A 24,763-nucleotide genomic window follows, 5' to 3' on the forward strand; every position below is an offset into this window, starting at 1 on the left:
CTGCGCCACTGCATTCGTGAGCAAGCTCACTCCCACAAGTATGATGTGGTTTCAAGATCCGAGGATGGAAACTGATCACTGTGAGAGTAAGCAAGCTCACTCTCAGCGAATCAGAAGTCACCGGACATCTGTTGACGGAAACCGGTCACGGTGGGAGCGACCGGGGTGGCGCTCCACCTTGATCGCGAAGGCGCCTTCAGCGTTTCAGATCGCTTTCCAGCTGCCGCACCTCTTCAGCCCCCAGATACCCCGTCGTCACGCTGAACGACGCGCTCTCCCCCGCACCCAACAAACGCACATTACCTTTGGCCTTTTCCGCCAGATACCCCTCGGGCTCGCAAGTCGCAGGCAGCACAAACGCAGCCACCTGCTGATCAGCGTTGTGCAGGATCCACCGCGCCGCATGGTCGAACTGCGCCGGCTGATAACGCGTGTAAAACGCCGGGCCTTCAGGGTGCTTGAGCAGGAAATGCGCATTGCCCTGGTCGTCCGCGTGGACGCCGTCGAAGAAGCAAACGATCTCCGGGTCGTACAAATCAGGCGTGCTCAGGCTTTCCAGCCGCGAAGGGTCTTCGCTCAGTTCGGCCATGTACGCCGACCATGCCGGCGTCGGCTTGACGTGGGCCGGCACGCTGCTGCGAACCCGTGTACGCGCCATGCCCAATGGCTCGACGAAACGTCCGCCGTCGACGTAGGCATAGTTCATGTGCGCCATGTACATCAGCTCCATCGGCTTGCCGGCCAGGTTGCGCACGTCCATGCCGATGTCGAACAGCGCCGAACCCGGGCGCAAGGTCACGCTGGGCCTGGCGCGGTAGTGGTCGCCAAAGCCCATCACATATTCATACTCGCCGCCGATGCGCAAAAACCCGCCGCCAGCGTCCTCGCCGATCTCCAGCCAGGCGCTGTCCATGGGCGCGCAGGGCATTTCGCCGTGCAACGGATGATCGTCTTCCGGCGTCGGGCAGCCGTTGCGCAAGATCCCGCTGTGGAACATGAAGCAGCCGTAGGTGCCTATCACCGTTGGGCTCGGGCGCGGCTGCTCGAACATGTTGCGCATGGTCAGGTCGCAGCCATCGAACACCGCTGACCAGACCATCTGCCCCTGATAAGGCAGCACCACGACCCGGCCGCGGTCATTCTCCAGCGCCAGGGCTTTCACGCCGCTGGGATAGGTCCAGGCCAGCACACGAAAGTCAGCGGATTCCAGCAGCGTCTTTTCATCGCCACTGAACAGCTCCGGGTACAGCGAAATCGTGGTGCGCGTTTCGGTGCCCCTCATGATGCCGTCACCGCGCCAGCCGGCGCCTGGGCCGGCAGCGGATCACGCATGCACTTGATGGCATAAGCGACGATCGCCACAAAGCACAGCAGTGGCACGGTGTAGGCGATCTGCATGTTGCCGCCGGTGGCGTCGGAGAGCAGGCCCTGGAAGATCGGCATCACGCCGCCGCCGACAATACTCATCACCAGCAGCGAACCGCCGACGCCGGTGTCCTCACCCAGACCGTCGATGGTCAGGCCATAAATGGTCGGCCAGCACGGGCCCAGGAAAATACTCACACCCACCGCCGCATACACCGCGCTGATGTTCGGCACCAGAATCGTGTAGGCCAGCAGTACGATGGCCAGCACGCCGTAGATCGCCAGCACCTTGGCCGGGGACATTTTGCGCATCAGCAGGTTGGCGACCATCTTGCCGACGAAGTACGCCGCGAAAGTGGTCAGCAGGAACCACGAGGCGCTGCGCTCGTTCATCCCGCCCATCTGCATCGCCAGGCGAATGGTGAAACTCCACACGCCCACTTGGGCGCCGACATACAGAAACTGCGCCAGCACGCCGAAGGTAAAGCGCGGGTTGCGCCACAGACGCGACAGGCTCTGGCCGATGCTGCTGGATTTGACGTTGGCCTTGACGATGCCCTTGCACGCCGGAAACTTGGTGAACGCGATCAGCACGAACATCAGGACCAGCACCGCGATCATCCATTTATACGGCAGCAGCGTGGACTGAATCATCTGCAGTTGCTGGACGGCGGCTTCCGAGGCGCTCATTTGCGTCAACTGCTCGCGGGTTGCGTCGGTGTCCTTGAACATCACAAAACTGCCCACGTACACGCCGGTCATCGCGCCGAACGGGTGGAAGGTCTGGGAGATGTTCAGGCGACGGGTGCCGGTCTCACGCGGCCCCATCAGCGTCGAGTAGGTGTTGCAGGCGGTTTCAAGGAAAGCCAGGCCGGCCGCGATGACGAACAGCGCCATCAGGAACATGCCGTATTTGGCCATCGACGCTGCGGGGAAGAACAGCGAGCAGCCCGCCATGTACAGCACCAGGCCGATGAGGATGGTGGTCTTGTAGCTGAAACGTCTGACGACCATCGCCGCCGGAATCGCCACGAAGAAGTAACCGAGGTAGAACGCCGATTGCACGAAAGAGGTCTGCACATCGCTGAGCAGGAAGGCTTTCTTGAAGTGCGCGATAAGCACGTCGTTCATGCTCGCGGCCGCCGCCCACAGTGCGAAACAGCAGCACAGCAGCAGGAAGGCGAACCACGGCGTGCGGTTCAGGTAGAACCCGTCCGGTGATTGTTGGAGCGCGGGCTTTGTCATTGTTGTTCTCCGGGAAGTACAGGAAATACCCGCCCCACCGATCAGGCGATCGGCAGGGCGCGGCGGCTCAAAGAGTGTCGAGAAAGTGGCTGAACGCGGCAGCGTCCGGGTAGGAACTCTGGGTGCCGAGGCCGGTGACCGAGCAGGCGGAATAGGCCACCGCGCGGGTCATGGCGTTGCGCATGTCGCCGTCTTCGCTCCAGTGGCGGGCGAAGCAACCGATGAACGCGTCGCCGGCGCCGGTGGTGTCGCGGGCATCGACCTTGATGCCTTCGACGCGAAATTCGCCTTGTTCGCCGACGTACAGCGCACCCTTCTCACCGAGGGTGACGATGACGTGACGAATCCCGTCCTGCACCAGTTGCCGGGCGGCCGCGCGCGCCGATTCCACCGAGTCGATGACACGCCCGGTGACCAGCGCCAGTTCGGTTTCGTTGGGAATGAAAAAGTCCAGCTGCGACAGGTGCTCGCGGCTCAAGCCCTTCACGGCAGGCGCAGGATTGAGCAGCACCGGAATGCCGTTGGCCTTGGCGAATTCGATGGCGTAGTAGACGGTTTCCAGCTCGATTTCCAGTTGCAGCACGATGAGCGTGCAGTCGCGCAAAGCGGCCTGGGCAGCGTCGATGTCCGCAGGTTTCAGGTGCGCATTGGCGCCTTTGACGATGAGGATGCTGTTGTGGGAATCGCTTTGCACGAAGATCGGCGCGACGCCGCTGGATACGCCGGGAACGCGCTGGACAAATTGGGTATCGATGCCGTAGCGCTTGAAATTGGCCAGGGTGTTGTCGGCAAACATGTCGTCGCCGACCTTGCTCAGCATCAGCACGTCAGCGCCCAGCTTGGCCGCTGCAACGGCCTGATTGGCGCCCTTGCCGCCGCAGCCCATGGCGAAATTCGGTGCTTCGAGGGTCTCACCCTGCGCCGGCATCCGGTCGATGTAGGTGATCAAATCCACCATATTGCTGCCGATGACCGCGATCTTATTCATGTGTGTGAGTACCTTGTTCACGCGCTGGGCCCGAAGAATGAGCCACCGTCGCGGTTTTATTTTTGTTATTTAAATAACATTTTGTGTGACTATTCAACCTATTTCTTCCCGGGGAGACATGCGGCCTGGTATCGGGTGCACACGGTGTTCATGGGAAGCGGGCTGTAAGCCCTGAGGCAGAGGGTTTGCAGCCACTGGTCGTACAGACCACGAATTCGCGCAAACGTTTGCGGTGAGGGGCAGACAACGCCGAATTTGAATGGTGGAAGCGAGCCGAGGGAGGAGGTCTGCCCGCAAAAGCCTGCGGGCCGGGCGCTGAAACCAGATCAGTAAATGACTACATCAGGAAATACAGCAGGAGAATATTCGCCACCAGCATCGCCAGCGCGGTGGGGATTTGCGCTTTGATCACGGCATATTTGTCAGGCAGTTCCAGCAACGCCGCAGGTATCAGGTTGTAGTTGGCCGCCATCGGCGTCATCAGCGTGCCGCAGTAGCCCGAGAACATGCCGATGGCGGCCATCACCGCCGGGTTGGCGCCGTACATGCCTACCAGCACCGGCACGCCGATGCCGCCGGTCATCACCGGAAACGCAGCAAAGCCGTTGCCCATGACGATGGTGAACAGCGCCATGCCCAGCACATACACCATCACCGCGACGAGACGAAAATCCAGGTTGATGTAGGCCGTGGCCAGGTGAGCCACCGCTTTGCCGACGCCCGCATCGTTGAACACCAGGCCGAGCATTGCCAGCATCTGCGGCAGCACCAATGCCCAACCCAGCGCTTCGGTCAGGCGCCGCGATTCGCGCATGGCCTGCACCGGCGTGTCGCGGGTCAGCCAGCAGGCCAGTCCCAGCGCTACCAGACTGCCAATGCCCAGCGACACGAACGTGCTGTTGGCCGGGTCCAGCAGAAAGACGTCGCCAAACTTGATGTTCTTCAGCAGCACCGCGCCAATCACGGTCACCAGCGGAATCGCCAGCGCCGGAATGAACAGCTTGTTCTTCAGGCGCCCTGCACTCTCGCGCCGCGCCCGGTCATTGAGGTTCTCATGCTGGCCGAAACCGACGCCGCCGAAGCCCGCGATCACCGCCATGACGATCACCCCGACGCCCACCCACACCGGTGGCAGCTTCTCGCCGACCAGAAACGCTATGGCGAACAGACCCCAGAACAGCCCCGTGGTCCAGCGCTTGGGGTTGCTCCGATCAGTCGCGGTCATGAACGCGGTGATCGCCAGAATCACGCCCGCCAGCCAGTACAGGTATTGAATGGAAATGATCATCGCGCCAGCTCCTTGTCGACGGCGGAAGCCGGCGGCAGCGCCGTCAGCTCACGGTTCAGGCGCTGATCAAAACGGTGCAGGCGGATGGCGTGGATGACGAACGCACAGATCGCTGTCGGAATCCCCCAGAAGGCGATGTGCATCGGGTTGACATCAATGCCGGAGCCGAGCAGGAAGGTGTGCATCAGCGCAATCGCACCAAACGCGACGAAGATGTCTTCACCAAAGAACAGCCCGACATTGTCGGTCGCTGCGCACAACGCCAGCAGCTTGATGCGCAACCCCTCGGGCAGCTTGCCGAAACGCGATTCAGCGGCGCCCTCGGCCATGGGCGCGAGCAACGGCCGCACCATCTGCGGGTGGCCGCCGAGGCTGGTCAGCCCCAAGGCTGCAGTGGTTTCCCGCACGAACAGGTAGGCGATCAGCAAACGTCCGGCCGTCGCGCCGGTGAACCGGGCGATCCAGTTCTGCGCGTGCAGACGCAGGCCGTGGCGTTCCAGCAAACCGATCACCGCCAGAGGCAAGAGGATGATCAGCGGCAGCGTGCGGGTTTTGATGAAGCCCGTGCCGATGGTCGCCAGAATGGTTTCCAGCGGCATGCTGGCGGCAAGGCCGGTGGCCAGAGCGGCAAGCGCCACGACCAGCATCGGGTTGAAACGCAGGACGAAGCCCAGAACGATGACCAGCACGCCAAGCAGCGGCCAGAGGTTGATAGCGGTTTGCATGATGGGGTTCTCGTTGGCAGTGGCGGTACCTTGCTGGGGCACGAATGAGGAACAGGGTCGAGAAACGAGCGATGACAGCACTTATGCTCAGCACAGGCTAAGCCCAGGCTCAACGGAGTCACAGCGCCGCTGCCCCATGGCACCGCAGTCCCGCCGGGGCGTCCAACGGGAAAAACCCGCTATGGTCCATAAGATTTTCTGTTGCCGGGATGGCATGCAACCTGCTGTTCCAGTGCTCGGTTTGCACAGGCCGTGCCGGTCACGATGTGTCGATCGCAGGTCATGCTGAATGTCAGCCGGCGCTCAATTGCTTAAGGAAATCCCTCGGTGAATCTCAAGTTTCTGGAAACCTTCGTCTGGGTCGCGCGGCTGAAAAGCTTTCGTCTGACGGCGGAAAAGCTGTTCAGCACCCAGGCCTCTATCTCCAGCCGCATCGCCGCGCTGGAGGACGAAATGGGCGTGCGCCTGTTCGTCCGCGATTCCAGGGGCGTGTCGCTGACCCAAGAGGGTCTGCGCGTGCTCGAATACGCCGAGCACATCATGGACACCATGCAAAGCATGAAGGCGGCGATCAAGGACCCGAGCCAGGTGCGCGGCCGCATCCGCATCGGCGCCATGGATACGGTGATACACACCTGGCTCAGCCCCCTGGTAACACGCCTGATGAAGTGTTACCCGAACCTGGAAATCGAGCTCACCGCCGAGACCGCCAGCAACCTCTGCTCGCAGCTGGAAAAGGGGTATCAGGACATCATTTTCCAGACCGACGTGCTGCGTTTTGACAGCGTGCGCAACGCGGTGCTGGCGCGCTATCCCCTGCGCTGGGTAGTGCCGACCGGCTCGGCGTTCGACCGCCCGGACGTGACCCTCGAAGAGATCGCCGAAGCGCGCATCGTCACGTTCTCGCGCAACTCGCGGCCGCACCAGGACATCCTCAACATGCTGCACACCGCCAACATCGTCACGCCACGGATCAACTGCGTGAACTCGGCGTCGGCGATCACCCGCCTGGTGCGCGACGGCTTCGGCATCGGCGCGCTGCCGGTGACGCTGGTCCATGGCGAACTGGCCCAGGGCGCGTTGACGCTGATCGAGAACGTGCCGCTGCCGCCGCTGATGGACATCGTCGCCAGCTGGCGCACCGGCGCGGGCATGGAGTTGGTGGAAGACATCGTCAGCCTGACCCGCGAGGTGGTAAACGCGTTCGCTCAGGAGATGCCGGAAGGGTTTGTACTGGAGGGCGGACCCGAGTAAGCCCGATCAATAGCCCCCCCGCCCCTCCAGCAGCGTGTCCAGCAGCCACGTCCCCGCCGGGCCCAGGCTTTTTTGCCGGGACCAGATCACGTCGACCGCCGAGCTGCGCGGCCAACCCGGCACCGTGAGTTCCTTCAACCGGCCCTGACCGCAGGTGCTGACCAGCCAGCGCGGCAGTGCCGACCAGCCGAATCCGAAGATCGCCATGTCCATCAGCAGCAGGTAATTAGGCGCTGACCAGCTGCGCCGCGCGCCACTGGGCAGATCGTCGGTGGGCACGCTTTCGTCGACGATGGTGTTCAGGCGCAACGCCCGATGCTGCGCGAGATGGCGATAATCGACGGCCTTTTCAGTGGCCAGCGGGTGGTTGTGGGAAACGAAGATGCCGAAGTCGGCGCGCTCGACGATAGTCGCGTAGCCCACTTCCGGCGGATACGAGGCCTGGGCCGACAGCAAACCCAGGGAGGCACGACCCGTCTGGATCAAGTTGATCGCGTCGCCGTGCTCGGCAAACACGCACTCCAGTTCCAGCTCCGGAAAGCGCTGATCGAGTTCGGTCATGCGTGCCTGAAATTCAGCGAACTGGTTGGCGTCGGACAGCACCAGCGTCAGGCGCGGCTCCATCCCTTCAACCAGACGCCCTGCCGCGCGGCGCAAGGTGTCGGACGCTGCGAGCACGTCTTCGATGCGCCCTTCCAGCGCCCTGCCCGCTTCGGTAAGCGCCGGATGGCGGGTTGACCGATCAAACAGTTCGACCCCCAGATCAATCTCCAGCCGCGAAATGGCCTCGCTGATGGTCGATTGACTCTTGCCCAGCCGTCGCGCAGCGGCACTGAACGAGCCCAGCGCGATGGTCTGCGCGAACGCTTCAAGGGCTTCGGGGGAATAACTCACGGGGTGGCACCTCTGCACAGCGCTGAATTCTCCATCGGTTTTTCCGATGGGACCGATTTTCACTCTAGCCCATCGCACCACGACAATGCACACCTGCCCCGAAAAAGTGATCGCCCCCATGCCTCTGCATACCCTGACCTCCCACACGACCGCGAAGCCGGTTGTGTCGCGAAAGTCCCTCAAAGAGCGCGTCCTGCATGCGCTGCTGTTCGAACTGATCGGCGTGCTGATGTTTGCGCCAGGGCTGGCCTGGGTGCTCGGCCAGTCCATTGGCAAGATGGGCGCGATGACCGTGATGATCTCCACGATCGCCATGCTCTGGAACATGGTCTTCAACGCCGGGTTCGACCGCCTGCGGGCGCAGTTGGGTTTCGCCCTGAATCTCAAGGCGCGTGCGCTGCATGCCATCGGCTTTGAAGCGGGACTGATTTTCCTGGTGGTGCCGATGGTGGCGTGGTGGTTGTCGGTCACATTGCTGGAAGCCTTCCTGCTGGACATCGGCCTGGTGCTTTTGTATCTCCCGTACACAATGCTGTTCAACCTGGCCTACGACGGTATTCGCGAGCGACTGATCGCCCGGCCCCAGTCATGCGCCGCTGATTGATAACCGTGTAATTGGTCTCCCCTAAACCTCCTTCATTGGCTATTCGGCGTGCCCCAGCGCCGACGTAAGCTTTCGCCACGTCCAGCGGCTATCGCCGGCAACCTTTGAAGAGAGCACTGACATGAACAACCGAATCGCCTGGGCCCAGAAATCGCCGGAGGCCTACAAAGCCATGGTCGGGCTGGAGACGGCGCTGAGCAAATCGGGGCTGGATCATTCGCTCTCGGAGCTTATACGTCTGCGTGCTTCGCAGCTCAACGGCTGTGCGTACTGCGTCAACCTGCACGCCAATGACGCACGCAAGGCCGGCGAAACCGAGGCCCGTCTGCAGACCCTTAGCGTGTGGGAAGACACCGAATTCTTCACCGAGAAGGAAAAGGTCGTACTTGCCTGGGTGGAAAGCCTCACGCTGCTGCCCGTGCACCGCGCGCCGCAGCATCAGTACGAGGCGCTGCTCAAGCACTACAGCGACGCCGAGGTGGTCAACATCACGCTCGCCGTCGCCACCATCAACGCCTGGAACCGCTTCGGCGTGGGCTTTGCGATGATGCCGAGCTGATTCCCGTTATTGGCCTCACACCCGCAAGAACCGCCCGCTGATCGCCACGCCCAGCAGCATCACAGCGATGATCATGAACGCCGCGCCGAGGCTGCTGAGGTGAGCGACAAAACCGATGCCGGCCGGCCCCATCAAAATGCCGATGTAGCCCAATGTGGTGATCGCCGGCACTGCCACGTTCTCCGGCATGGTTTTCTGCCGGCCGACCGCGCTGTAAAACACCGGCACGATGTTGGAACAGCCAATGCCCACCAGCGCGTACCCGCACAGCGCCGCCTGCCAAACCGGAATCAGCGTCGCGACGGTCATCCCGGCGGCCGCGCACAGCCCGCCAAACAGGATGATCTTGTGCACACCGAGGCGCCGGACGATCGGATCGCCGCACAGGCGCCCAATTGCCATGAACAGCGCGAACACCGCATAACCGAACCCTGCGTAAGACGGCTCGACCCCGCGCTGGGCGCTGAGGAACACCGCGCTCCAGTCGAGCATCGCGCCTTCGGTGAGGAACACCGTGAAGCACATCAACCCGATGAACAGCACCACGCCCCGCGGAATCGCAAACGCCGGCCCGCCCGGTTCGCTGCCATAGGGCAACAAGTGCGGCGCGGCTTTATACAGCGCGAGGGCAATGAACAACGCGACGAAGGCCATCGCCAGCCACGGCCAGACGCCAACGCTCAACAACGCCGACACCCCCGCCGCCCCCAGAATCCCACCGCAGCTGAACAGCCCGTGAAACCCGGACATCATGGTCTTGCCGCTCGCCCGTTCGACGATGATCGCCTGGATATTGGTGACGCAACCCAGCGCGCCCATGCTCGCGCCATAGACAAACAGCGTGGCGACCATCAGCGGCACCGAGCTGAGCGTCGCCAATAAAGGCAGGCACACACAGGCGATGCCGCCCGTTATCACGATCAACCGCCGACAGCCATAACGCACCGTCATCGCTCCGGCCAGTGGCATGGACACGATCGAGCCAATGCCCAGGCACAACAGCAACAACCCGAGGCCGGCGTCATCCAGGCCCAGACGGGTTTTCGCATAAGGCACCAGCGGCGCCCAGGCCGACATACTGAACCCGGTGACAAAAAACGCGATACGCGTCGAAAACTGCTCCAGCCGCCCCGGTACCACGGGCGCTGCGGTGCTGATGGAAGTCATTGCCGCTCCCTTGAAATGCTTGGACGGGGACTCTTGGACGGGGACAGATTCATTTACGGTGAAGCGCTGTAAATAAATCAGTCCCCTCGAAATAGTCCCCTCGAATTGGGACCAGCCTAACAAAGCTTGAAACAATGCCGAAGAAGGGATGTTGAAGGGAGTGGCCTCAAGAACGCCTCAATCGATCTCGACGACACGGACGCGGAGCGTGGGAACGATCAATTGCTTCAGTGGGACCGGCTTCAGCCGGGAAGCCGTTGCCGTTGCTGTTGCTGTTGCTGTTGCTGTCGCTGTCGCTGTTGATCTTCTACGCGGTAGTTCAAACACCGCCAATCGCGACTTTGGTGCAGGCTGAACGCAGGTCTCGCGGAGTGGGCCGAGCGGCATGGATGCCGCGAGAGCCGCCCCCCGCCATGGATGGCGGATGGCGGCGGGCCCACGGAGCTGGACCGGAGTGAAGGAACCCTGACGAAGGAAGGGCCTAACCGAGAGCAAGCACCCTTGGTTACTTGGGGTGCTTTTCCAAGTAACTCGCCGAAGGCGAAACCCGAGGCCCCTAGGCCGACCGCTGTAGATCTTGATCTTGATCTTGATCCCGAACGAGCATCGTTTACTGCCAGCCCACCTGCGGTTTACCAGATTGCTGCGGACCGACGGCACGACCTCGGATAAACTCTGCGCCGTTGCAGTGCGCTATGCCTCAAAAAGCGCCTCAACAAGTGCCATCAAAGCGCGCCATCAGAGCCCGCCGATAAAAGCATCCCTGCACCCCAATCCTGAAGCATCGAAAACAAGGAGCCCCTGTGTACAAGGGCGTTGCGTTATCGGTCATGGCCTCCTGCCTGTTCGCGGTCATGTACTACTACACCTCACTGCTCACGCCATTGAGCGGTGAAGAAATCTTCGGTTGGCGCATGCTGCTGACCCTGCCCTGCGTGACGCTGTTCATGCTCTCCACCGGCGACTGGAAACTCGCCCGCGCCCTCGCCGCCCGTGTGCGTCAGACGCCTGCCCTGCTGGCGGCGATGGCGCTGTCAGCGACCTTGATGGGCGCGCAATTGTGGCTGTTCATGTGGGCGCCGCTGCACGGCCGCAGCCTGGAAGTATCACTGGGTTATTTTCTGCTGCCGCTGACGATGATCCTCACCGGACGCGTGGTGTATGGCGAACACCTGTCCCACCTGCAAAAAATCGCCGCCTGCTGCGCCCTCGTCGGCGTCGGCAACGAACTGCTGCGCCTGGGCAGTTTTTCCTGGGAAACCCTGCTCGTCTGCCTGGGTTATCCGCTGTACTTCGTGCTGCGGCGCAAGCTCAAGACCGACAACCTCGGCGGCCTGTGGTGGGACATGCTGCTGATCCTGCCCGTCGCGGTGCTGTTCATCTGCCAAGGCAACCCGTCGGTGGTGGAACAATTCCCGCGGTTCTATGTGCTGATTCCGGTATTGGGGGCGATCAGTGCGTCGGCGCTGGTCAGCTACATTCGCGCCAGCCGCCTGCTGGCGTTCAGCGTGTTCGGCCTGCTGAGCTACGTCGAGCCGGTGCTGCTGGTCGGCGTCGCCCTGCTGCTGGGCGAATCCATCGGCCGCGATGAATGGATGACCTACCTGCCCATCTGGCTGGCGGTCATGGTCCTGGTGGGAGAAGGCGCCAAACATGTGTTGGCCCAGCGGCGACGCAACAGCGTGTGAATTGACGTTTGCTCGTTGGCAGCGTTAATGACCGAAGCGCGCCAGCTGCATTTCCTGCAACCGGCTCAGCGTGCGCCGGAACGCGAACGCCAGGTAGCCTTCGGTGTACAGCTCGGCCATCGGCATCGCGGCTTCTATGTACAGCGGCACCTTGCGGTCGTAGCACTCGTCGACCAAGGCGATGAAGCGCCGAACGCCGTCGTCGTAAGGCGACAGCTGGGGCAGCTCGCGGTCCCCCGCCGTCACCTGCTCCACGCCATCCTCGGTACCACGGGCAATGCGCCCTTCGCGCTGGGGCGCGCTCAACGCCGGCACTTCACTCAACAAGACCGCTTTATAGCGATCGCACAGCTCGATGAAATCCATCGCCGCCAGCGGTTGCTCGCACAAGACGGCATACCGGCACCAAATCACCGTTCGACTGCTGCGCACCACCGGCACATGGCGACGACCCAGCGGAACCGGCTGAGTCGACACCGACTCACCGCTGCTCAGCGCTTCGAATACCTCCACCAACGCGCTCGGCCCCTGCTCCGCCTTCACCCAGTAACGCTGCTGAGCCTGACCGGGGTGCAACCGGTGGTCCTCGCCGCCGTCAACCGACACCACTTCCATGAAGTGGTTGATCGCTGTAATAGCGGGCACGAAACGCTCGCGGTTATGCCCCGTGGCGTACAGCTGCTCGGGCAACTGATTTGAGGTGCAGACCAGCACCACGCCCTCGTCGAACATCGCGCGCAACAGGCCGCCGAGAATCACCGCGTCGCCGATGTCATTGACGAACAACTCGTCGAAACACAGCACGCGCACGTCCTGGGTCAGCTCCCGGGCCAGCACCTGCAGGGGTTTGGCCACGCCAGTCAGCTGGAACAGCCGCTGATGCACCCACCGCATGAAGTGATGAAAATGCTGGCGCCGGGCCGGGACCTGCAGGCCTTCGTAAAAACGGTCCATGAGCCAGGTCTTGCCACGTCCCACCGGGCCCCACAGATAAACGCCCTTGACCGCGTGGCCGCGCTTGCCTTCGTTCAGCCCCTGCCAGCACGCCTGCAAGTGCAACACGGCACTGCGCTGGGCCTCGTCCGGCTGAAAGCCCTGGGCATCAACGGCCTGCTGCCAGGCCTCAAGTGGAGACAGAACGGTCATCGAAACGCTTCACTGCGCAGTGGAATTTTGGTCGTGGCGTCTGGAATACGAGGCGCCCAACAGATAGAAGCAGCCGCCGGCAATGATAAACGCCGCCAGCATGTAAAACATGAAATGCGCCGACTGGGTCGCCAATGCGAAGCCGCACAACACCGGACCCAGCGCGCCGCCGAGGTTGGAGAGGTTTTGCGCGCCGTAATACATGCCGCGCAAATGAGTGGGCGCGATGCGGTCGATGAACATGTACTCGGCGGGAAACACGATGATCTCGCCGAGGGTGAACACCGCCACCGCCAGCGACCAGTGCAGCACCGTCGTCGACAGGGCGAACCCCACCACGCCCATCAGGAACAGGCTGAAACCCGCGGTCAGCCACTGATTCAGGTACTCATGGCTGATGCGTTTGCCGACCAGGTACTGCAAGCAGATCACCACGGCGGCGTTCACCGCGACCACCGAGCTGATCACCTGATAGGTAAATTCCGGCGTACTGGTGGTCACCAGGTATTGCGAGAGGTACGCCGTGAACTGCCCGAACACCACCGCGCTGAGCACGCCGCCGATGGTGAAGCACACCAGTCGGTAGTCCTTGAGCAGGATGCGTCCGACGGCGATGAAGGAAATCGGCGCATTGGCCGGGTCCGCCGAGCTCAGCTTGCGGTCCCCGTACATCGCGTACACCACCAGGAAACCCAGGCCCAGCGCGGCCGACATCACGAACGGCAGCTTCATGTTCCAGTGCGCCAGCCCTGCGCCAATGAACGGCCCGACCGCATAACCGATGTTGATCAGCGTATAGCGCACCGAGAATACCTTGCTCTGCTCGGCCACCGGCAGCAGCTTGCCGAATGCCGCCTTGACCACGATATCAATGACCGAATACGCGAAATTGAACGACACCAGAAACAGGAAGAACAGCCACAGCTTGCTGGTCACGCACATGCCGATGAAGCCGGCGACGAAGAACCCGGTGAAGCACAGAATCAGCCGGTAGCTGGACAGCTTGTCGGTGAGGTAGCCGCCGTACAGACTCAGCAATGAGCCGGCAATCAGCGCTCCGCCGACGACCATGCCGATGTCGCTCATGCCCAGGACGAAATTCGAAGAAAGGTAAATCACCAGGTACGGCAGAGTAATCGCCCTGCCCAGCGTCAGAAACAACGACGACGAAAGCAGGAGATTGACCGAAGCCGGGTAGTGTCTGAGCGCAGCGAGCATCCGTGTTCTGTCCTTGATGACGTGCCGAGCCTGGGCGACAGGAATCGGCGAGCTGTTTGAGTCAAACATCGTTACATAATCGGCCGCGACAGGACACATGAAGAATGAGTGAAAGGCAGCAGGGTGCGGCATTCCTGCGACTGGCCGTCGCCGCTTACATTCCGTAACATCCCCTCCTTTTGCCCACCGCCCTTCAGGAATGTCATGAAACCCGCCCGTCTTCGCGCCGATGTCCTCGCCGGACTCACCACCTCTTTTGCCCTGGTGCCCGAGTGCATCGCCTTCGCGCTGGTCGCGCACCTCAACCCGCTGATGGGCCTGTATGGGGCCTTTATCATCTGTACGCTGACCGCGCTGTTCGGCGGGCGTCCCGGCATGGTCTCCGGCGCGGCGGGTTCGATGGCCGTGGTCATCGTGGCGCTGGTGGTGCAACACGGCGTGCAGTACCTGCTGGCGACGGTGTTGCTGGGCGGGTTGGTGATGATCGCGTTCGGACTGCTGCGCCTGGGCAAACTGGTGCGGATGGTGCCGTATCCGGTCATGCTCGGGTTCGTCAACGGCCTCGCGATCGTTATCGCCATGGCGCAGCTGGAGCATTTCAAAAGCGGCGAATCCTGGCTCAGCGGCACGCCGCTGTACCTGATGATCGGCCTGGTGGCGCTGACCATGGCGGTGGTGTACCTGCTGCCTCGCCTGACCCGCTCGGTGCCGCCGGCGCTGGTCGCCATCCTCGGCGTCGGCCTGCTGGTGTACCTGTTCGACCTGCCGACGCGCACCCTCGGCGACATGGCGCACATCGCCGGCGGTCTGCCGAGCCTGTCGCTGCCGGACGTGCCGTGGAATCTGGAGACCCTGCAGATCATCGCGCCCTACGCGATTCTCATGGCGCTGGTCGGTCTGCTGGAAACCCTGCTGACCCTGAACCTCACCGACGAAATCACCGAGAGCCGCGGCTACCCCGACCGCGAGTGCGTTGCCCTCGGCGTCGCCAACCTGGCGTCCGGTCTGTGCGGTGGCATGGGCGGCTGCGCGATGATCGGCCAGACCGTGATCAACCTGAGTTCCGGCGGCCGCGGTCGTCTGTCCGGCATCGTCGCCGGGGTAATGATTCTGATGTTCGTGCTGTTCCTGTCGCCCCTCATCGAGCGCATTCCCTTGGCGGCGCTGGTCGGCGTGATGTTCGTGGTGGCCCAGCAGACGTTCGCCTGGGCGTCCTTGCGCGTGCTGCGCAAAGTCCCGCTGAACGATGTCTTCGCAATCATTGCCGTGACCATCGTCACCGTCCTCACCGACCTGGCCACCGCCGTGCTGTTCGGCATCCTGGTGGCGGCGCTGAATTTCGCCTGGCAACAGGCGCGCGAGCTGTACGCCGACAGCCACACCGAGCCGGACGGCAGCAAGATATATCACCTGCACGGCACGCTGTTCTTCGCCTCCACCACGCCCTTCCTGGATCAGTTCGATCACGTCAACGATCCGCAACAGGTCACGCTGGATTGCCGTCATCTTATCTTCGTGGACTATTCCGCCATCGCGGCACTGAAAACCCTGCGCGAGCGCTACCAGAAAGCGGGGAAACACCTGCGCGTGGTGCACCTGTCGGAACGCTGCAAAAAGCTGCTCAAGCGCGCGGGTGTGCAGCACGCCTGAGCCGCGCGTTGAGCCTTGACATGCGGGTTAACTGAGCGCTCGCAGAACCGCCTCGGTCGCCATCACCTGCGCGTACTCACCGTGCAGGTTGGCCAGCGACATGGCGTGGATGTCTTTGGCACTGCGCGATTGCCCGAAGAAGTCCGCGCCGTCGAAGGTGAAGCAGGCGTCATGGGGCACGATGACCTCGAAGCCGAGATTGCCGCCAGTGCGCGCGGTGGACTCCACGGAATTGTTGGTCACCACACCAACGATCACCACCTGATTGATCCCGTCCGCACGCAGCCACCCTTCCAGCGCCGAATGGCAGAACGCGTCTGGCACCTGTTTGTGCAGCTCGCCTTCGTCATCCCACGGCACAAATGCCGGCTGAAACTCGACGCCGGACTGCTGCGGCCAGAACACCGAGTCCGGTGAGCGGGAGAAATGCCGCACGTGAATCACCGTGCGCCCGCTTTCGCGCCACGCGCTCAGCAGTTCCAGCATCCGCTGCTCGGCGTCAGGGTTGTTGCGCTGGCCCAATTTCGGGTGGTTGATGCCCTGCTGCATATCGATGAGGACCAGGGCGGCTTTCGGTTGGATGTGCATGTTGTCCCCTTTGATGACGTCAGTGCCGTGAAGACCAAGGCGCGTTGAAAGTGCTTCATCGCCTTCACTCACGACCTCCGGTTTACCCAGACTATCTCGACCACCGGTTACCGCGCGAGCCATGGAGGGCAGATACTGTTGCCCATCCACCCACGAATGAGCACTCAGGCCTAAAGGAGATCGACATGACTCATCCCACCAATCTGATTGGTAAAACAGCACTGGTACAAGGCGGCTCGCGCGGTATCGGCGCTGCGATCGTCAAGCGTCTGGTCGAACAAGGCGCAGCGGTGGCGTTCACCTTCGTCAGCTCCGAAGCCAAAGCCCGGGAACTGCAAGACAGCATCACCGCAGCCGGCGGCAAAGCCCTGGCGATCCAGGCCGACAGCGCCAACGCCGAAGACATCCGCGACGCCGTCGCCGAGACCGTGAAGACCTTCGGCGGCCTCGACATCCTCGTCAATAACGCCGGTGTGCTGGCCATCGCGCCGCTGGACGAATTCACCCTCGAAGACTTCGACCGAACCCTGGCGATCAACGTGCGCAGCGTGTTCATCGCCAGTCAGGAAGCGGCGCGTCACATGAAAGAAGGCGGTCGCATCATCAACATCGGCAGCACCAACGCCGACCGCATGCCCTTCGCCGGAGGCGGCGTCTACGCGATGAGCAAATCGGCGCTGGTCGGCCTGACCAAGGGCCTGGCCCGCGACCTCGGTCCGCGCGGCATCACCATCAACAACGTCCAGCCCGGCCCGGTCGACACCGACATGAACCCGGCCGACGGCGAGTTCGCCGAAACACTGATGGGCCTGATGGCCATCCCGCGCTACGGCAAGTCCGAAGAAATCGCCGCGATGGTCGCCTACCTCGCCGGCCCCGAAGCGGGCTATGTCACCGGCGCCAGCCTGACCATCGACGGCGGCTTCGGCGCCTGATCCCCGCGCACTCGCCACCGACACGAAGCCCCGGACCTCGTTCAGGAGCCGGGGCCTCGGACTTTTTTGCTTAAGCGCATGAAAATTCTGAAAAAAAGTTTTGCCTTCGCCAAAGCTTTCGACTACATTAGCGCGCCTCGACAGACTGAACGTCTGAAGAGATACGGTGAAGTGTCCGAGTGGCTTAAGGAGCACGCCTGGAAAGTGTGTATACAAGAAATTGTATCGAGAGTTCGAATCTCTCCTTCACCGCCACATTAAAAAGATCCCCGCAACGCTTCTGGCGTGCGGGGATTTTTGTTTGTGGTGCGTGGCAACCACTGTCTATGCGCGAGTGACCCTGCCCACGAAGACGGCATTTCAACCGTTGACTACTCTGCAGATTAAACACGATCTTCGCGAGCAAGCTCGCTCCCACAGTTCTTTCATCGACTGAAACAACTGTGAGGTATCTCGCCATGCCCCTGCCATCCCGCCATGTCACCAACACGTGACCCGACCCAATAGAATAACTAGAATCGCCCCGCGTTTATTTTTCCACGCAAAGCGTCGGAAAAATCGCCATTTGGGTGTCTTAGCAGCTAAGGTCTACCCGTTGTACGTGGGAATGACTCCAATTCCCGTTAACGGCTAGCGCTACACCAACAGAAAACAGTCCGTATTCCGGCCCCCATTGCGCACCCGCGAGAGACATCTGCAGGGTGCGAATTCGCAGGAGAAGGTAGATGAATGGCATCGGCAAACGTTTGCGCCAAGAACGAAAACGTCTGAAATTGACACAAAGCGCGCTGGGCGCTATCGGTGGTGTGGAAGCCAACGCTCAGGGGCATTACGAGAGCGGGCAGCGATTGCCCAGGGCGGATTATCTGTTCAAGATCGCCGCCGCCGGAGTGGACATTAACCGCGTTGTCACTGGGGTCGACCCCTCGGCCCGCGCTGAAATGCCCACCTTTTCGACGGTGCAGACAGACCAGGACATGGAGGGTGCAGCCGATCTCGACAGCTCGGAAAGCATGGTGAAAATCATCAGCCAGCTGCGCCAGAGCCTGTGGATCACGGCCAATGCATTGTGCGAAGTGACCCGTTTGGTGAATTCCGAAGAACCGCGCGCAAGCGCTGATCATGTCGAAGACCACCTGAGGGTGTTGCAAAGCGACGCCGACATGTTCGCGGCACTCGCCCTGGCGAAAGTCCAGAAAGCCGCCCACGAAACCCACTGATCCCGATCAGCGTGACTGACAGCCGAACCTCTCAGATGGTAGCCTTGCGCCATCCAGGGAGGTTTCGATGATCAGATTTCCAGCGCTGTGCCTGACGGCCATAATGTTGCCCTTGTCCGGTATGGCAAACGCCGACGTGTTCAAATGCGTCGCCGCCAACGGCGCCATCAGTTTCGCCCAAAGCCCTTGCCCGACTTACGTGGGCGAATCCACGGTACAGCGCCCGCCTCCGTCCCGGCTTTCCAGCGAGTGGGAAGAGACTGATTTTCCCTATCGCCTGAACAAAAACGCCACTGAAATTCTGCAAGTCAGCCGACGCCGGAAGCTCATCATCACCAACGAGCGGGAGATCGCCGATCGCCTGCAAAGCATTCGCCCCCCTCCCCCTGGCCTCCCCTCGACCTGCGTCGCCCCTCGTTACGACAGTGCCTGCTTCGACCCCTCCGGCGGCCGGGTTCGTCAGCCGGTCAAAAGCGGCCTGATGAAATCCTCAGGAAACTGACAGCGTTGCCTGCTTATTGCTTAGTTACGGCTTGCCGCTTAAGGCTTGCCGCTCACCGTTACTTCTCGATTTTCTGAACTAAGTTTTTACCGGCGCCGATGTGACGCCCCGTGACAGCTGCTTACAGTCGGGCCCCATCGCCAGAATCACAAAAACGAGCCGGCCATGACCTCCACCGACACCCGCCACGACACCCGCCACGACGCCGTTCAACACGCGGCACAAGCGCTCATTGACGCGTTCGCCAGCAACAACACGGACGCCTACTTCGCCGCATTCGCCGAAGACGCCACTTTCCTCTTTCACACGCTGCCTGCGCCCCTGCTGTCACGCGCCGCTTACCGCGATGTGTGGGCCGGCTGGCAGGCCGACGGCTTTGCGGTGCTGGGTTGCCAATCGCGCAACGCGCACATCTGCCTGCAGGGTGAGACCGCGATTTTCATGCACGACGTCGACACCCACGTCCGCTTCGGCGATCAGGAAAGCCATTCCAGCGAACGTGAAACCATTGTCTTTCGGCAATATGGCGCGCGCTGGCTGGCGTGCCACGAACACCTGTCCGTGAAAACCGACTAGCGCGACGCGCAATCAATGGCGAGTTGCCCTCAGAGGCTGCCGTACGCACCACCCATTGCCTCACCTGATTCAGGGTCGCAATGCCGACCACTGCCAATGCCACGATCGGTTTCACCGGTCGAGATAACGGGCCAGCGCTTTTCGCCGGCCCCATAACAACACGACAGCGCGCAGGAACCTCCCATGGCTCACCCCACCACCACGATCGAAACCTTCGGGGTCGAACAAATCCCCGATCATCAGCGCGACGCCGCACCCCTCGACCTGTTTCGTCTGACCTTCGGCGGCGCCAACACGTTCGCCACGGCAGTGTTGGGCAGCTTTCCGGTGCTGTTCGGCCTGTCGTTCCACGCCGGCGTCTGGGCCATCCTGTTGGGCGTCGTGCTCGGGTCGATCATCCTTGCGCCGATGGGTCTGTTTGGCGCCCTCAACGGCACCAACAACGCGGTTTCATCCGGCGCGCATTTTGGCGTTCACGGACGCATCGTCGGCTCGTTCCTGTCGCTGCTCACGGCGGTCGCGTTCTTCTCGCTGTCGGTCTGGAGCTCGGGGGATGCGTTGATCGGCGGCGCCAAACGCATGGTCGGCCTGCCGGAAAACGACGTCACCCTGGCGTTGGCCTACGGCGTCTTTGCCGTACTGGTGTTGGCGGTGTGCATCTACGGTTTCCGCTTCATGCTGTGGGTCAACAAGATCGCGGTCTTCGCTTCCAGCCTGTTGTTCCTGCTCGGCCTCTTTGCCTTCGGCGGCAGCTTCGATGCGGGCTTCGCCGGCACGGTCAATCGGGGCAGCGAAGGGTTCTGGGCAGCGTTCATCGGGGCGGCGCTTCTGGCGATGAGCAATCCGGTGTCGTTCGGTGCATTTCTCGGTGACTGGTCGCGCTATATCCCACGCCAGACGTCGAAAAAACGCATCATGGCGTCGGTGTTCCTGGCGCAGATCTGCACGCTGATTCCGTTCCTGTTCGGGCTGTGCACGGCGACCATCGTGGCCACCCAGGCGCCGCAATACATCACGGACAACAACTACGTTGGCGGCCTGCTGGCGGTCTCGCCCAGTTGGTTCTTTCTGCCGGTGTGCCTGATTGCGATCATCGGCGGGATGTCGACCGGCACGACGTCGCTTTATGGCACCGGGCTGGACATGTCGAGCATGTTTCCGCGCCTGCTCAACCGCGCCCAGGCGACGATTCTGATCGGCATCGCTGCGATTGCCTTCATCTTCATCGGCCGTTTCGCCTTCAATCTGGTGCAAAGCGTGTCGACCTTCGCTGTGCTGATCGTGACATGCACCTCGCCGTGGATCGTCATCATGGTCCTGGGCCTGATCGTACGCCGTGGCTTCTATCATCCGGCGGACCTGCAAGTGTTCACCCGTGGCCAGAGCGGTGGACACTACTGGTTCGAGCATGGCTGGAACTGGCGCGGGCTGGGCGCGTGGCTGCCAAGCGCGGCAGTGGGCCTGTGCTTCGTCAACTTGCCGGGGCAGTTTGTCGGTCCACTGGGCAATCTGGCGGGCGGTATCGACATCAGCCTGCCGATCACCCTTGGCCTGGCGACGCTGTTGTACATCACCCTGTTGCGCACCTTCCCGGAACCGGTCGGCGTGTATGGTGCTCAGGGTCCGCACCCGCTGCTCGGCAATAACGCGCGCCGTAATATGAAGAAGCCGATGGCGATCGGTTGACAGTCCGACGCCGTCGCCCGCGGGCTCGCTGCAAGGCGGGCCCTTTTTACGTGTCCGCGGCGGCGCTATTCGTTCAGCGATCCAAGCCCCGGGCTACACCGACCGACGGGTCGCCTGTGACTGGCGCCAGTGATGCACATCACGCACAATCGCCGCTTGGCTCATGACCTCAGCAGCATCCCACCCACCGCAACACGTCAGCTCGACCCACAGGAGATCACCCCCGCATGAACGCAAACGACTGGACCGAAGCTGCCTTGGCGAAGTACATCGTGACCAATCCGATGTTGCAGGCTGAAATCCAGGATTTGAGCCCGAAAGAACAGCAGCAGCAAACCCTCTGGGCTTTCGAAGACGAAGCCGAAGCCCAGGGCATCCCGACCTGGGAGCTGGCGCTGACCTTCATTGCCGAAACCCCCGAGCAATTGAAGGAACTGCGTCTGGCTACGCACAAGGAAGCGGCCGAGGCACTGGACATGGACTGGGATGAGTACTGCGAACTGAATGAAGTCGAGGTTTAACCGCTCCGTTCCCTCTCAGGGTCGCCAGACCTGGCGGCCCGCCCCTGACTTGCCAGTCATCCTTTACGCTTTACCTTGCCCTGCCGGGTGAGTAACGTCTGCGCCACTTCAAAACAAAAAAGGACTCGCGCCATGAGTGATTTGGTCGCCTATCAACTGGATGACGGCGTTGCGACGCTGACCCTGACCAACGGCAAGGTCAACGCCATCAGCAACGACGTGGTCGCCGCGTTCAATGCCGCACTGGACCGCGCCGAGCAGGACCGTGCCGTGGTGATCATCACCGGTCAGCCGGGGATTCTCTCCGGCGGGTATGACCTGAAAATCATGACCTCGTCGCCGGAAGCCGCCATGGCCCTGGTCGCCCAAGGCTCAACCCTGGCGCGGCGAATGCTGTCGTTTCCGTTCCCGGTCGTGGTCGCGTGCGGCGGTCATGCTGTAGCGAAAGGCGCGTTCCTGCTGCTGTCGGCGGATTACCGCATCGGCGTCGAAGGCCCTTTCAGCATCGGTCTGAACGAGGTGCAGATCGGCATGACCATGCACCATGCCGGCATCGAACTGGCCCGTGATCGCCTGCGCAAAAGTGCCTTCGGTCGCTCGGTGATCTGCGGCGAGATGTTCGATCCCCAGGGCGCGCTGCAAGCCGGGTTCTTCGACAAGGTGGTCGCATCGGAACAACTCACCGAGGCCGCGCGCGCCGTGGCGCTGCAGATGAAGAAGATCAACATGCGCGCCCACAAGCAGACCAAACTAAAAGTGCGCAAGGCATTTCTCGAGACCCTCGACCGGGCTATCGAGCTGGATCGTCAGATCCCGCTCTGAGGTAGCCCTGACAACGCGCTGCATTCCCGGCAGCGCGTTGCCCATGAAACATCCCGTTAAATTCCTGATCCTCTCCCCGGCCTGTGGGCGATTGCCGATTCCAGTGCACATCCGTACACTGCGCGGCTTTTCGCCTACCGGGTGGTTTGCATGCTGTTCTTACTGCGTATGTTGTTGATGGGCCTGCACTTTCTCATCGCAGGCGCACTGGGGCTTTTACTTGGCCTGTGCCGCCCGTTCAACCCTGACAACAGCCGTCTGTGTGCTCGCCTCTACGCCCTCCCCGCCATCGGCATTCTCGGGCTGCGCCTGAACACCCAGCTCAGCCCGCAGTTCGAGCAGACCAGGCCCTGCGTGATCATCTGTAACCATCAGTCCAACTACGATTTGTTTGTCCTCGGCAACATCGTGCCGCCGCGCACGGTCTGCATCGGCAAAAAAAGTCTCAAGTGGGTGCCGTTTTTTGGCCAGCTGTTCTGGCTGGCGGGCAACGTGCTGATCGACCGAGGCAATCCGCAGAAGGCACGCCGCGCCATTCTCCAGACCACCGACACCCTGCAGCACAAGGACACGTCCATCTGGGTGTTCCCTGAAGGCACGCGCAACAAGGGCGAAGGGCTGATGCCGTTCAAGCGCGGGGCGTTTCAGATGGCGATCGAAGCCGGTGTGCCCATTGTGCCTGTGTGCGTGAGCACCTACGTGCGCAGCATGGAGTTGAACCGATGGAACAGCGGCGAGGTGATCATCCGCACGCTGCCCGCGATCCCGACCGCAAACCTCACCGGCGACGATATCCCTCAACTCATCGCGCTGTGCCACGGCCAGATGCAAGCCTGCATCGCCAGCATGGACGCGCAAGTCCGAGGCTGCGCGGCTACCCTTCCAACAGACGCTGAACCGCACTGAAAAAACCTGCGAACTCGTTTAAATCCGCCGACTCTGATCAGGGAGCGCGCTAAGCTGCGCGTGAGTTTTCCCTAAAAGAAGAAGCAGACATTATGGGTCGAGTGGTTGCCGCTGCGGTTTACAGTGCGGGAAAGAAAGTCACCAATATTGCCCTCGACGAAGGCGCAGCCTGGGCGGCGAAACCCGGGCATTTCGTCTGGATCGGCCTGGAGCATCCGGGCCTCGAAGAACTGACCACGCTGCAACGGCAGTTCAATCTGCACGAGCTGGCCATCGAAGACGCGCTGGAAGTCCACAGCCGGCCGAAGCTGGAGACTTTTGGTGACGCGCTGTTCATCGTGACCTACGCGCCGATTCGCGAGAACGGCAAGCTGATCTTCATCGAAACCCATATTTTCGCCGGCAAGGGCTACGTCATCACCTCGCGCAACGGTGACTCGAAATCCTATGGCCTGGTGCGCCAGCGCTGCGAAGCCCGGCCGTTACTGCTGGAACATGGGGAAGACTTCGTCCTGTACGCACTGCTGGATTTCGTTACCGAGAACTACCAGCCGGTCACCGAATCGATTCACTGCGAGCTTGAAGAGCTTGAGCACAACGTGCTGCGCAAGGACCTCAACGAAGCCGACATCCACCGGATCCACTCGCTGCGTCGTGACCTGCTGCGCCTGCGCCGTTACGTGGCGCCCATGGTCGAGATTGGCGAGGAGCTGCAGAAGCTCAGCTTCCCCTTCATCGACAAGAACATGCGCCCTTACTTCCGCGACGTGGAAATCCACGTCAAGCGGCAGATGGAAGACCTTTCCAACCTTCGCGACATCGCCAGCCAAACCATCGAAATCAGCCTGCTGCTGGAGTCTTCGCGACAGAGCCTGACCCAGCGCAAATTTGCCGCCTGGGCCGCGATCCTGGCCTTCCCCACCGCCATCGCCGGGATCTATGGGATGAACTTCGAGAACATGCCCGAGCTGACCTGGCACTACGGGTATTACATGGTGTTGGGGGTGATCGTCGGCGGGTGCGGGATCTTGTTTGCCAGCTTCAAGCGGTCGGGTTGGCTTTGAGGCTTTTGAATGTGCTTACGGCTGTGGCACCGGCTTCGAAGACGCCTACGACTGTGGGACCGGCTTTAGCCGGAAAATGGCCGGTGTGACCATCATGAATCTTGCAGTATGGCGACTGACGCCTTCCCGGCTGAAGCCGGTCCCACAGGTGG

The 24,763-nt window shown here is 61.7% G+C and carries 24 protein-coding genes and 1 tRNA gene; 15 read left to right on the forward strand and 10 right to left on the reverse strand.

All coding sequences use genetic code 11. The annotated features are described in order from the left end of the window. Window positions 1–196 precede the first annotated feature (196 nt). The 5 genes from M1E04_RS16045 to M1E04_RS16065 all read right to left on the reverse strand — a co-directional run bounded on the left by M1E04_RS16045 (window position 197) and on the right by M1E04_RS16065 (window position 5,611). Window positions 197–1,282 (reverse strand): aldose 1-epimerase family protein, encoded by a 1,086-nt coding sequence (locus M1E04_RS16045; protein ID WP_456291702.1) that lies wholly within the window; start codon window positions 1,280–1,282, stop codon window positions 197–199. Further along, window positions 1,279–2,610 (reverse strand): L-fucose:H+ symporter permease, encoded by a 1,332-nt coding sequence (gene fucP, locus M1E04_RS16050; RefSeq protein WP_065989457.1) that lies wholly within the window; start codon window positions 2,608–2,610, stop codon window positions 1,279–1,281. The genes M1E04_RS16045 and fucP overlap by 4 nt, the downstream gene beginning before the upstream one ends. A gap of 67 nt (window positions 2,611–2,677) precedes the next feature. After that, window positions 2,678–3,598 (reverse strand): ribokinase, encoded by a 921-nt coding sequence (rbsK, locus tag M1E04_RS16055; RefSeq protein ID WP_296312252.1) that lies wholly within the window; start codon window positions 3,596–3,598, stop codon window positions 2,678–2,680. A 337-nt stretch (window positions 3,599–3,935) separates the two neighbouring features. Further along, entirely contained in the window at window positions 3,936–4,886 is a 951-nt protein-coding gene (locus M1E04_RS16060) for a DUF979 domain-containing protein (protein WP_456291703.1), read from the reverse strand. Further along, the gene (locus M1E04_RS16065; protein WP_192134371.1) at window positions 4,883–5,611 is read right to left on the reverse strand and encodes a DUF969 domain-containing protein; all 729 of its coding nucleotides are present in this window, start codon (window positions 5,609–5,611) and stop codon (window positions 4,883–4,885) included. Before M1E04_RS16065 ends, M1E04_RS16060 begins: the two co-directional genes overlap by 4 nt. A gap of 327 nt (window positions 5,612–5,938) precedes the next feature. On the opposite strand from M1E04_RS16065, the gene M1E04_RS16070 reads away from it, so the two are divergent. Further along, a complete protein-coding gene (locus M1E04_RS16070) occupies window positions 5,939–6,865 on the forward strand; it encodes a LysR family transcriptional regulator (protein WP_065989446.1) in 927 nt (308 codons plus the stop codon). Window positions 6,866–6,871: 6 nt separating this feature from the next. Here M1E04_RS16070 and M1E04_RS16075 read toward each other — a convergent pair whose 3' ends face one another. After that, window positions 6,872–7,759 (reverse strand): LysR family transcriptional regulator, encoded by an 888-nt coding sequence (locus M1E04_RS16075; RefSeq protein ID WP_192134376.1) that lies wholly within the window; start codon window positions 7,757–7,759, stop codon window positions 6,872–6,874. Between the two features lie 118 nt (window positions 7,760–7,877). On the opposite strand from M1E04_RS16075, the gene M1E04_RS16080 reads away from it, so the two are divergent. Both M1E04_RS16080 and M1E04_RS16085 read left to right on the forward strand, forming a co-directional pair. Beyond that, on the forward strand, window positions 7,878–8,363 hold the full coding sequence (locus tag M1E04_RS16080) for a multidrug/biocide efflux PACE transporter (protein WP_369319480.1): 486 nt from the start codon (window positions 7,878–7,880) through the stop codon (window positions 8,361–8,363). Between the two features lie 121 nt (window positions 8,364–8,484). Next, window positions 8,485–8,922 carry a carboxymuconolactone decarboxylase family protein gene (locus M1E04_RS16085; protein ID WP_192134378.1) on the forward strand — a complete coding sequence of 146 codons (438 nt, stop codon included), beginning with the start codon at window positions 8,485–8,487 and terminating at the stop codon, window positions 8,920–8,922. Between the two features lie 15 nt (window positions 8,923–8,937). Here the strand turns inward: M1E04_RS16085 and M1E04_RS16090 are convergent, their stop codons facing one another. Then, window positions 8,938–10,089 carry an MFS transporter gene (locus M1E04_RS16090; protein WP_456291704.1) on the reverse strand — a complete coding sequence of 384 codons (1,152 nt, stop codon included), beginning with the start codon at window positions 10,087–10,089 and terminating at the stop codon, window positions 8,938–8,940. Between the two features lie 803 nt (window positions 10,090–10,892). Between M1E04_RS16090 and rarD the strand changes: the two genes are divergently transcribed. Then, the gene (rarD, locus tag M1E04_RS16095) at window positions 10,893–11,777 is read left to right on the forward strand and encodes an EamA family transporter RarD (RefSeq protein ID WP_065989432.1); all 885 of its coding nucleotides are present in this window, start codon (window positions 10,893–10,895) and stop codon (window positions 11,775–11,777) included. A gap of 24 nt (window positions 11,778–11,801) precedes the next feature. On the opposite strand, the gene zapE is transcribed toward rarD, so the two are convergent. Further along, a complete protein-coding gene (gene zapE, locus M1E04_RS16100) occupies window positions 11,802–12,923 on the reverse strand; it encodes a cell division protein ZapE (protein ID WP_456291705.1) in 1,122 nt (373 codons plus the stop codon). Between the two features lie 9 nt (window positions 12,924–12,932). After that, window positions 12,933–14,141, reverse strand: coding sequence for an MFS transporter (locus tag M1E04_RS16105; RefSeq protein ID WP_410929526.1), 1,209 nt, complete (start codon window positions 14,139–14,141; stop codon window positions 12,933–12,935). 204 nt (window positions 14,142–14,345) lie between these two features. Between M1E04_RS16105 and M1E04_RS16110 the strand changes: the two genes are divergently transcribed. Then, window positions 14,346–15,791, forward strand: coding sequence for a SulP family inorganic anion transporter (locus M1E04_RS16110; protein WP_065989428.1), 1,446 nt, complete (start codon window positions 14,346–14,348; stop codon window positions 15,789–15,791). A 27-nt stretch (window positions 15,792–15,818) separates the two neighbouring features. On the opposite strand, the gene M1E04_RS16115 is transcribed toward M1E04_RS16110, so the two are convergent. Beyond that, complete coding sequence (locus tag M1E04_RS16115) at window positions 15,819–16,379, reverse strand: cysteine hydrolase family protein (protein ID WP_456291706.1); 561 nt, start codon at window positions 16,377–16,379, stop codon at window positions 15,819–15,821. A 185-nt stretch (window positions 16,380–16,564) separates the two neighbouring features. Here M1E04_RS16115 and M1E04_RS16120 point away from each other — a divergent pair, with 185 nt between their 5' ends. From M1E04_RS16120 to M1E04_RS16165, 10 genes are all read left to right on the forward strand, one after another. Then, complete coding sequence (locus tag M1E04_RS16120) at window positions 16,565–17,314, forward strand: 3-oxoacyl-ACP reductase family protein (RefSeq protein WP_296310414.1); 750 nt, start codon at window positions 16,565–16,567, stop codon at window positions 17,312–17,314. 165 nt (window positions 17,315–17,479) lie between these two features. Beyond that, window positions 17,480–17,569, forward strand: a tRNA-Ser gene (locus M1E04_RS16125). A gap of 470 nt (window positions 17,570–18,039) precedes the next feature. Beyond that, window positions 18,040–18,534: a helix-turn-helix domain-containing protein gene (locus M1E04_RS16130; protein WP_065989425.1), complete on the forward strand. Its 495-nt coding sequence runs from the start codon at window positions 18,040–18,042 to the stop codon at window positions 18,532–18,534. A gap of 67 nt (window positions 18,535–18,601) precedes the next feature. Then, entirely contained in the window at window positions 18,602–19,036 is a 435-nt protein-coding gene (locus M1E04_RS16135; protein WP_065989424.1) for a DUF4124 domain-containing protein, read from the forward strand. 165 nt (window positions 19,037–19,201) lie between these two features. Further along, a complete protein-coding gene (locus M1E04_RS16140; RefSeq protein ID WP_192134391.1) occupies window positions 19,202–19,612 on the forward strand; it encodes a YybH family protein in 411 nt (136 codons plus the stop codon). Between the two features lie 183 nt (window positions 19,613–19,795). Beyond that, complete coding sequence (locus M1E04_RS16145; protein WP_192134392.1) at window positions 19,796–21,298, forward strand: purine-cytosine permease family protein; 1,503 nt, start codon at window positions 19,796–19,798, stop codon at window positions 21,296–21,298. Window positions 21,299–21,525: 227 nt separating this feature from the next. Further along, complete coding sequence (locus M1E04_RS16150; RefSeq protein WP_065989420.1) at window positions 21,526–21,819, forward strand: DUF6388 family protein; 294 nt, start codon at window positions 21,526–21,528, stop codon at window positions 21,817–21,819. Window positions 21,820–21,951: 132 nt separating this feature from the next. Next, on the forward strand, window positions 21,952–22,641 hold the full coding sequence (locus M1E04_RS16155) for a crotonase/enoyl-CoA hydratase family protein (RefSeq protein ID WP_192134394.1): 690 nt from the start codon (window positions 21,952–21,954) through the stop codon (window positions 22,639–22,641). Window positions 22,642–22,791: 150 nt separating this feature from the next. After that, complete coding sequence (locus M1E04_RS16160) at window positions 22,792–23,547, forward strand: lysophospholipid acyltransferase family protein (RefSeq protein ID WP_192134396.1); 756 nt, start codon at window positions 22,792–22,794, stop codon at window positions 23,545–23,547. Between the two features lie 92 nt (window positions 23,548–23,639). Continuing rightward, window positions 23,640–24,611, forward strand: a complete 972-nt coding sequence (locus M1E04_RS16165; protein WP_065989417.1) for a magnesium and cobalt transport protein CorA — start codon at window positions 23,640–23,642, stop codon at window positions 24,609–24,611. Window positions 24,612–24,763: the final 152 nt, after the last annotated feature.

It is taken from the genome of Pseudomonas sp. AK106, assembly GCF_053903055.1.

What these genes read in the sequence shown, in the direction of transcription:
- M1E04_RS16120 (WP_296310414.1), top strand. Translation starts at nt 16,565, where the DNA reads ATGACTCATCCCACCAATCTGATTGGTAAAACAGCACTGGTACAAGGC.
- M1E04_RS16060 (WP_456291703.1), bottom strand. Translation starts at nt 4,886, where the DNA reads ATGATCATTTCCATTCAATACCTGTACTGGCTGGCGGGCGTGATTCTG.
- M1E04_RS16110 (WP_065989428.1), top strand. Translation starts at nt 14,346, where the DNA reads ATGAAACCCGCCCGTCTTCGCGCCGATGTCCTCGCCGGACTCACCACC.
- rbsK (WP_296312252.1), bottom strand. Translation starts at nt 3,598, where the DNA reads ATGAATAAGATCGCGGTCATCGGCAGCAATATGGTGGATTTGATCACC.
- M1E04_RS16045 (WP_456291702.1), bottom strand. Translation starts at nt 1,282, where the DNA reads ATGAGGGGCACCGAAACGCGCACCACGATTTCGCTGTACCCGGAGCTG.
- M1E04_RS16085 (WP_192134378.1), top strand. Translation starts at nt 8,485, where the DNA reads ATGAACAACCGAATCGCCTGGGCCCAGAAATCGCCGGAGGCCTACAAA.
- M1E04_RS16090 (WP_456291704.1), bottom strand. Translation starts at nt 10,089, where the DNA reads ATGACTTCCATCAGCACCGCAGCGCCCGTGGTACCGGGGCGGCTGGAG.
- fucP (WP_065989457.1), bottom strand. Translation starts at nt 2,610, where the DNA reads ATGACAAAGCCCGCGCTCCAACAATCACCGGACGGGTTCTACCTGAAC.
- M1E04_RS16130 (WP_065989425.1), top strand. Translation starts at nt 18,040, where the DNA reads ATGAATGGCATCGGCAAACGTTTGCGCCAAGAACGAAAACGTCTGAAA.
- M1E04_RS16150 (WP_065989420.1), top strand. Translation starts at nt 21,526, where the DNA reads ATGAACGCAAACGACTGGACCGAAGCTGCCTTGGCGAAGTACATCGTG.
- M1E04_RS16135 (WP_065989424.1), top strand. Translation starts at nt 18,602, where the DNA reads ATGATCAGATTTCCAGCGCTGTGCCTGACGGCCATAATGTTGCCCTTG.
- M1E04_RS16145 (WP_192134392.1), top strand. Translation starts at nt 19,796, where the DNA reads ATGGCTCACCCCACCACCACGATCGAAACCTTCGGGGTCGAACAAATC.
- M1E04_RS16115 (WP_456291706.1), bottom strand. Translation starts at nt 16,379, where the DNA reads ATGCACATCCAACCGAAAGCCGCCCTGGTCCTCATCGATATGCAGCAG.
- M1E04_RS16080 (WP_369319480.1), top strand. Translation starts at nt 7,878, where the DNA reads ATGCCTCTGCATACCCTGACCTCCCACACGACCGCGAAGCCGGTTGTG.
- M1E04_RS16140 (WP_192134391.1), top strand. Translation starts at nt 19,202, where the DNA reads ATGACCTCCACCGACACCCGCCACGACACCCGCCACGACGCCGTTCAA.
- zapE (WP_456291705.1), bottom strand. Translation starts at nt 12,923, where the DNA reads ATGACCGTTCTGTCTCCACTTGAGGCCTGGCAGCAGGCCGTTGATGCC.
- M1E04_RS16165 (WP_065989417.1), top strand. Translation starts at nt 23,640, where the DNA reads ATGGGTCGAGTGGTTGCCGCTGCGGTTTACAGTGCGGGAAAGAAAGTC.
- M1E04_RS16155 (WP_192134394.1), top strand. Translation starts at nt 21,952, where the DNA reads ATGAGTGATTTGGTCGCCTATCAACTGGATGACGGCGTTGCGACGCTG.
- M1E04_RS16065 (WP_192134371.1), bottom strand. Translation starts at nt 5,611, where the DNA reads ATGCAAACCGCTATCAACCTCTGGCCGCTGCTTGGCGTGCTGGTCATC.
- M1E04_RS16160 (WP_192134396.1), top strand. Translation starts at nt 22,792, where the DNA reads ATGCTGTTCTTACTGCGTATGTTGTTGATGGGCCTGCACTTTCTCATC.
- M1E04_RS16105 (WP_410929526.1), bottom strand. Translation starts at nt 14,141, where the DNA reads ATGCTCGCTGCGCTCAGACACTACCCGGCTTCGGTCAATCTCCTGCTT.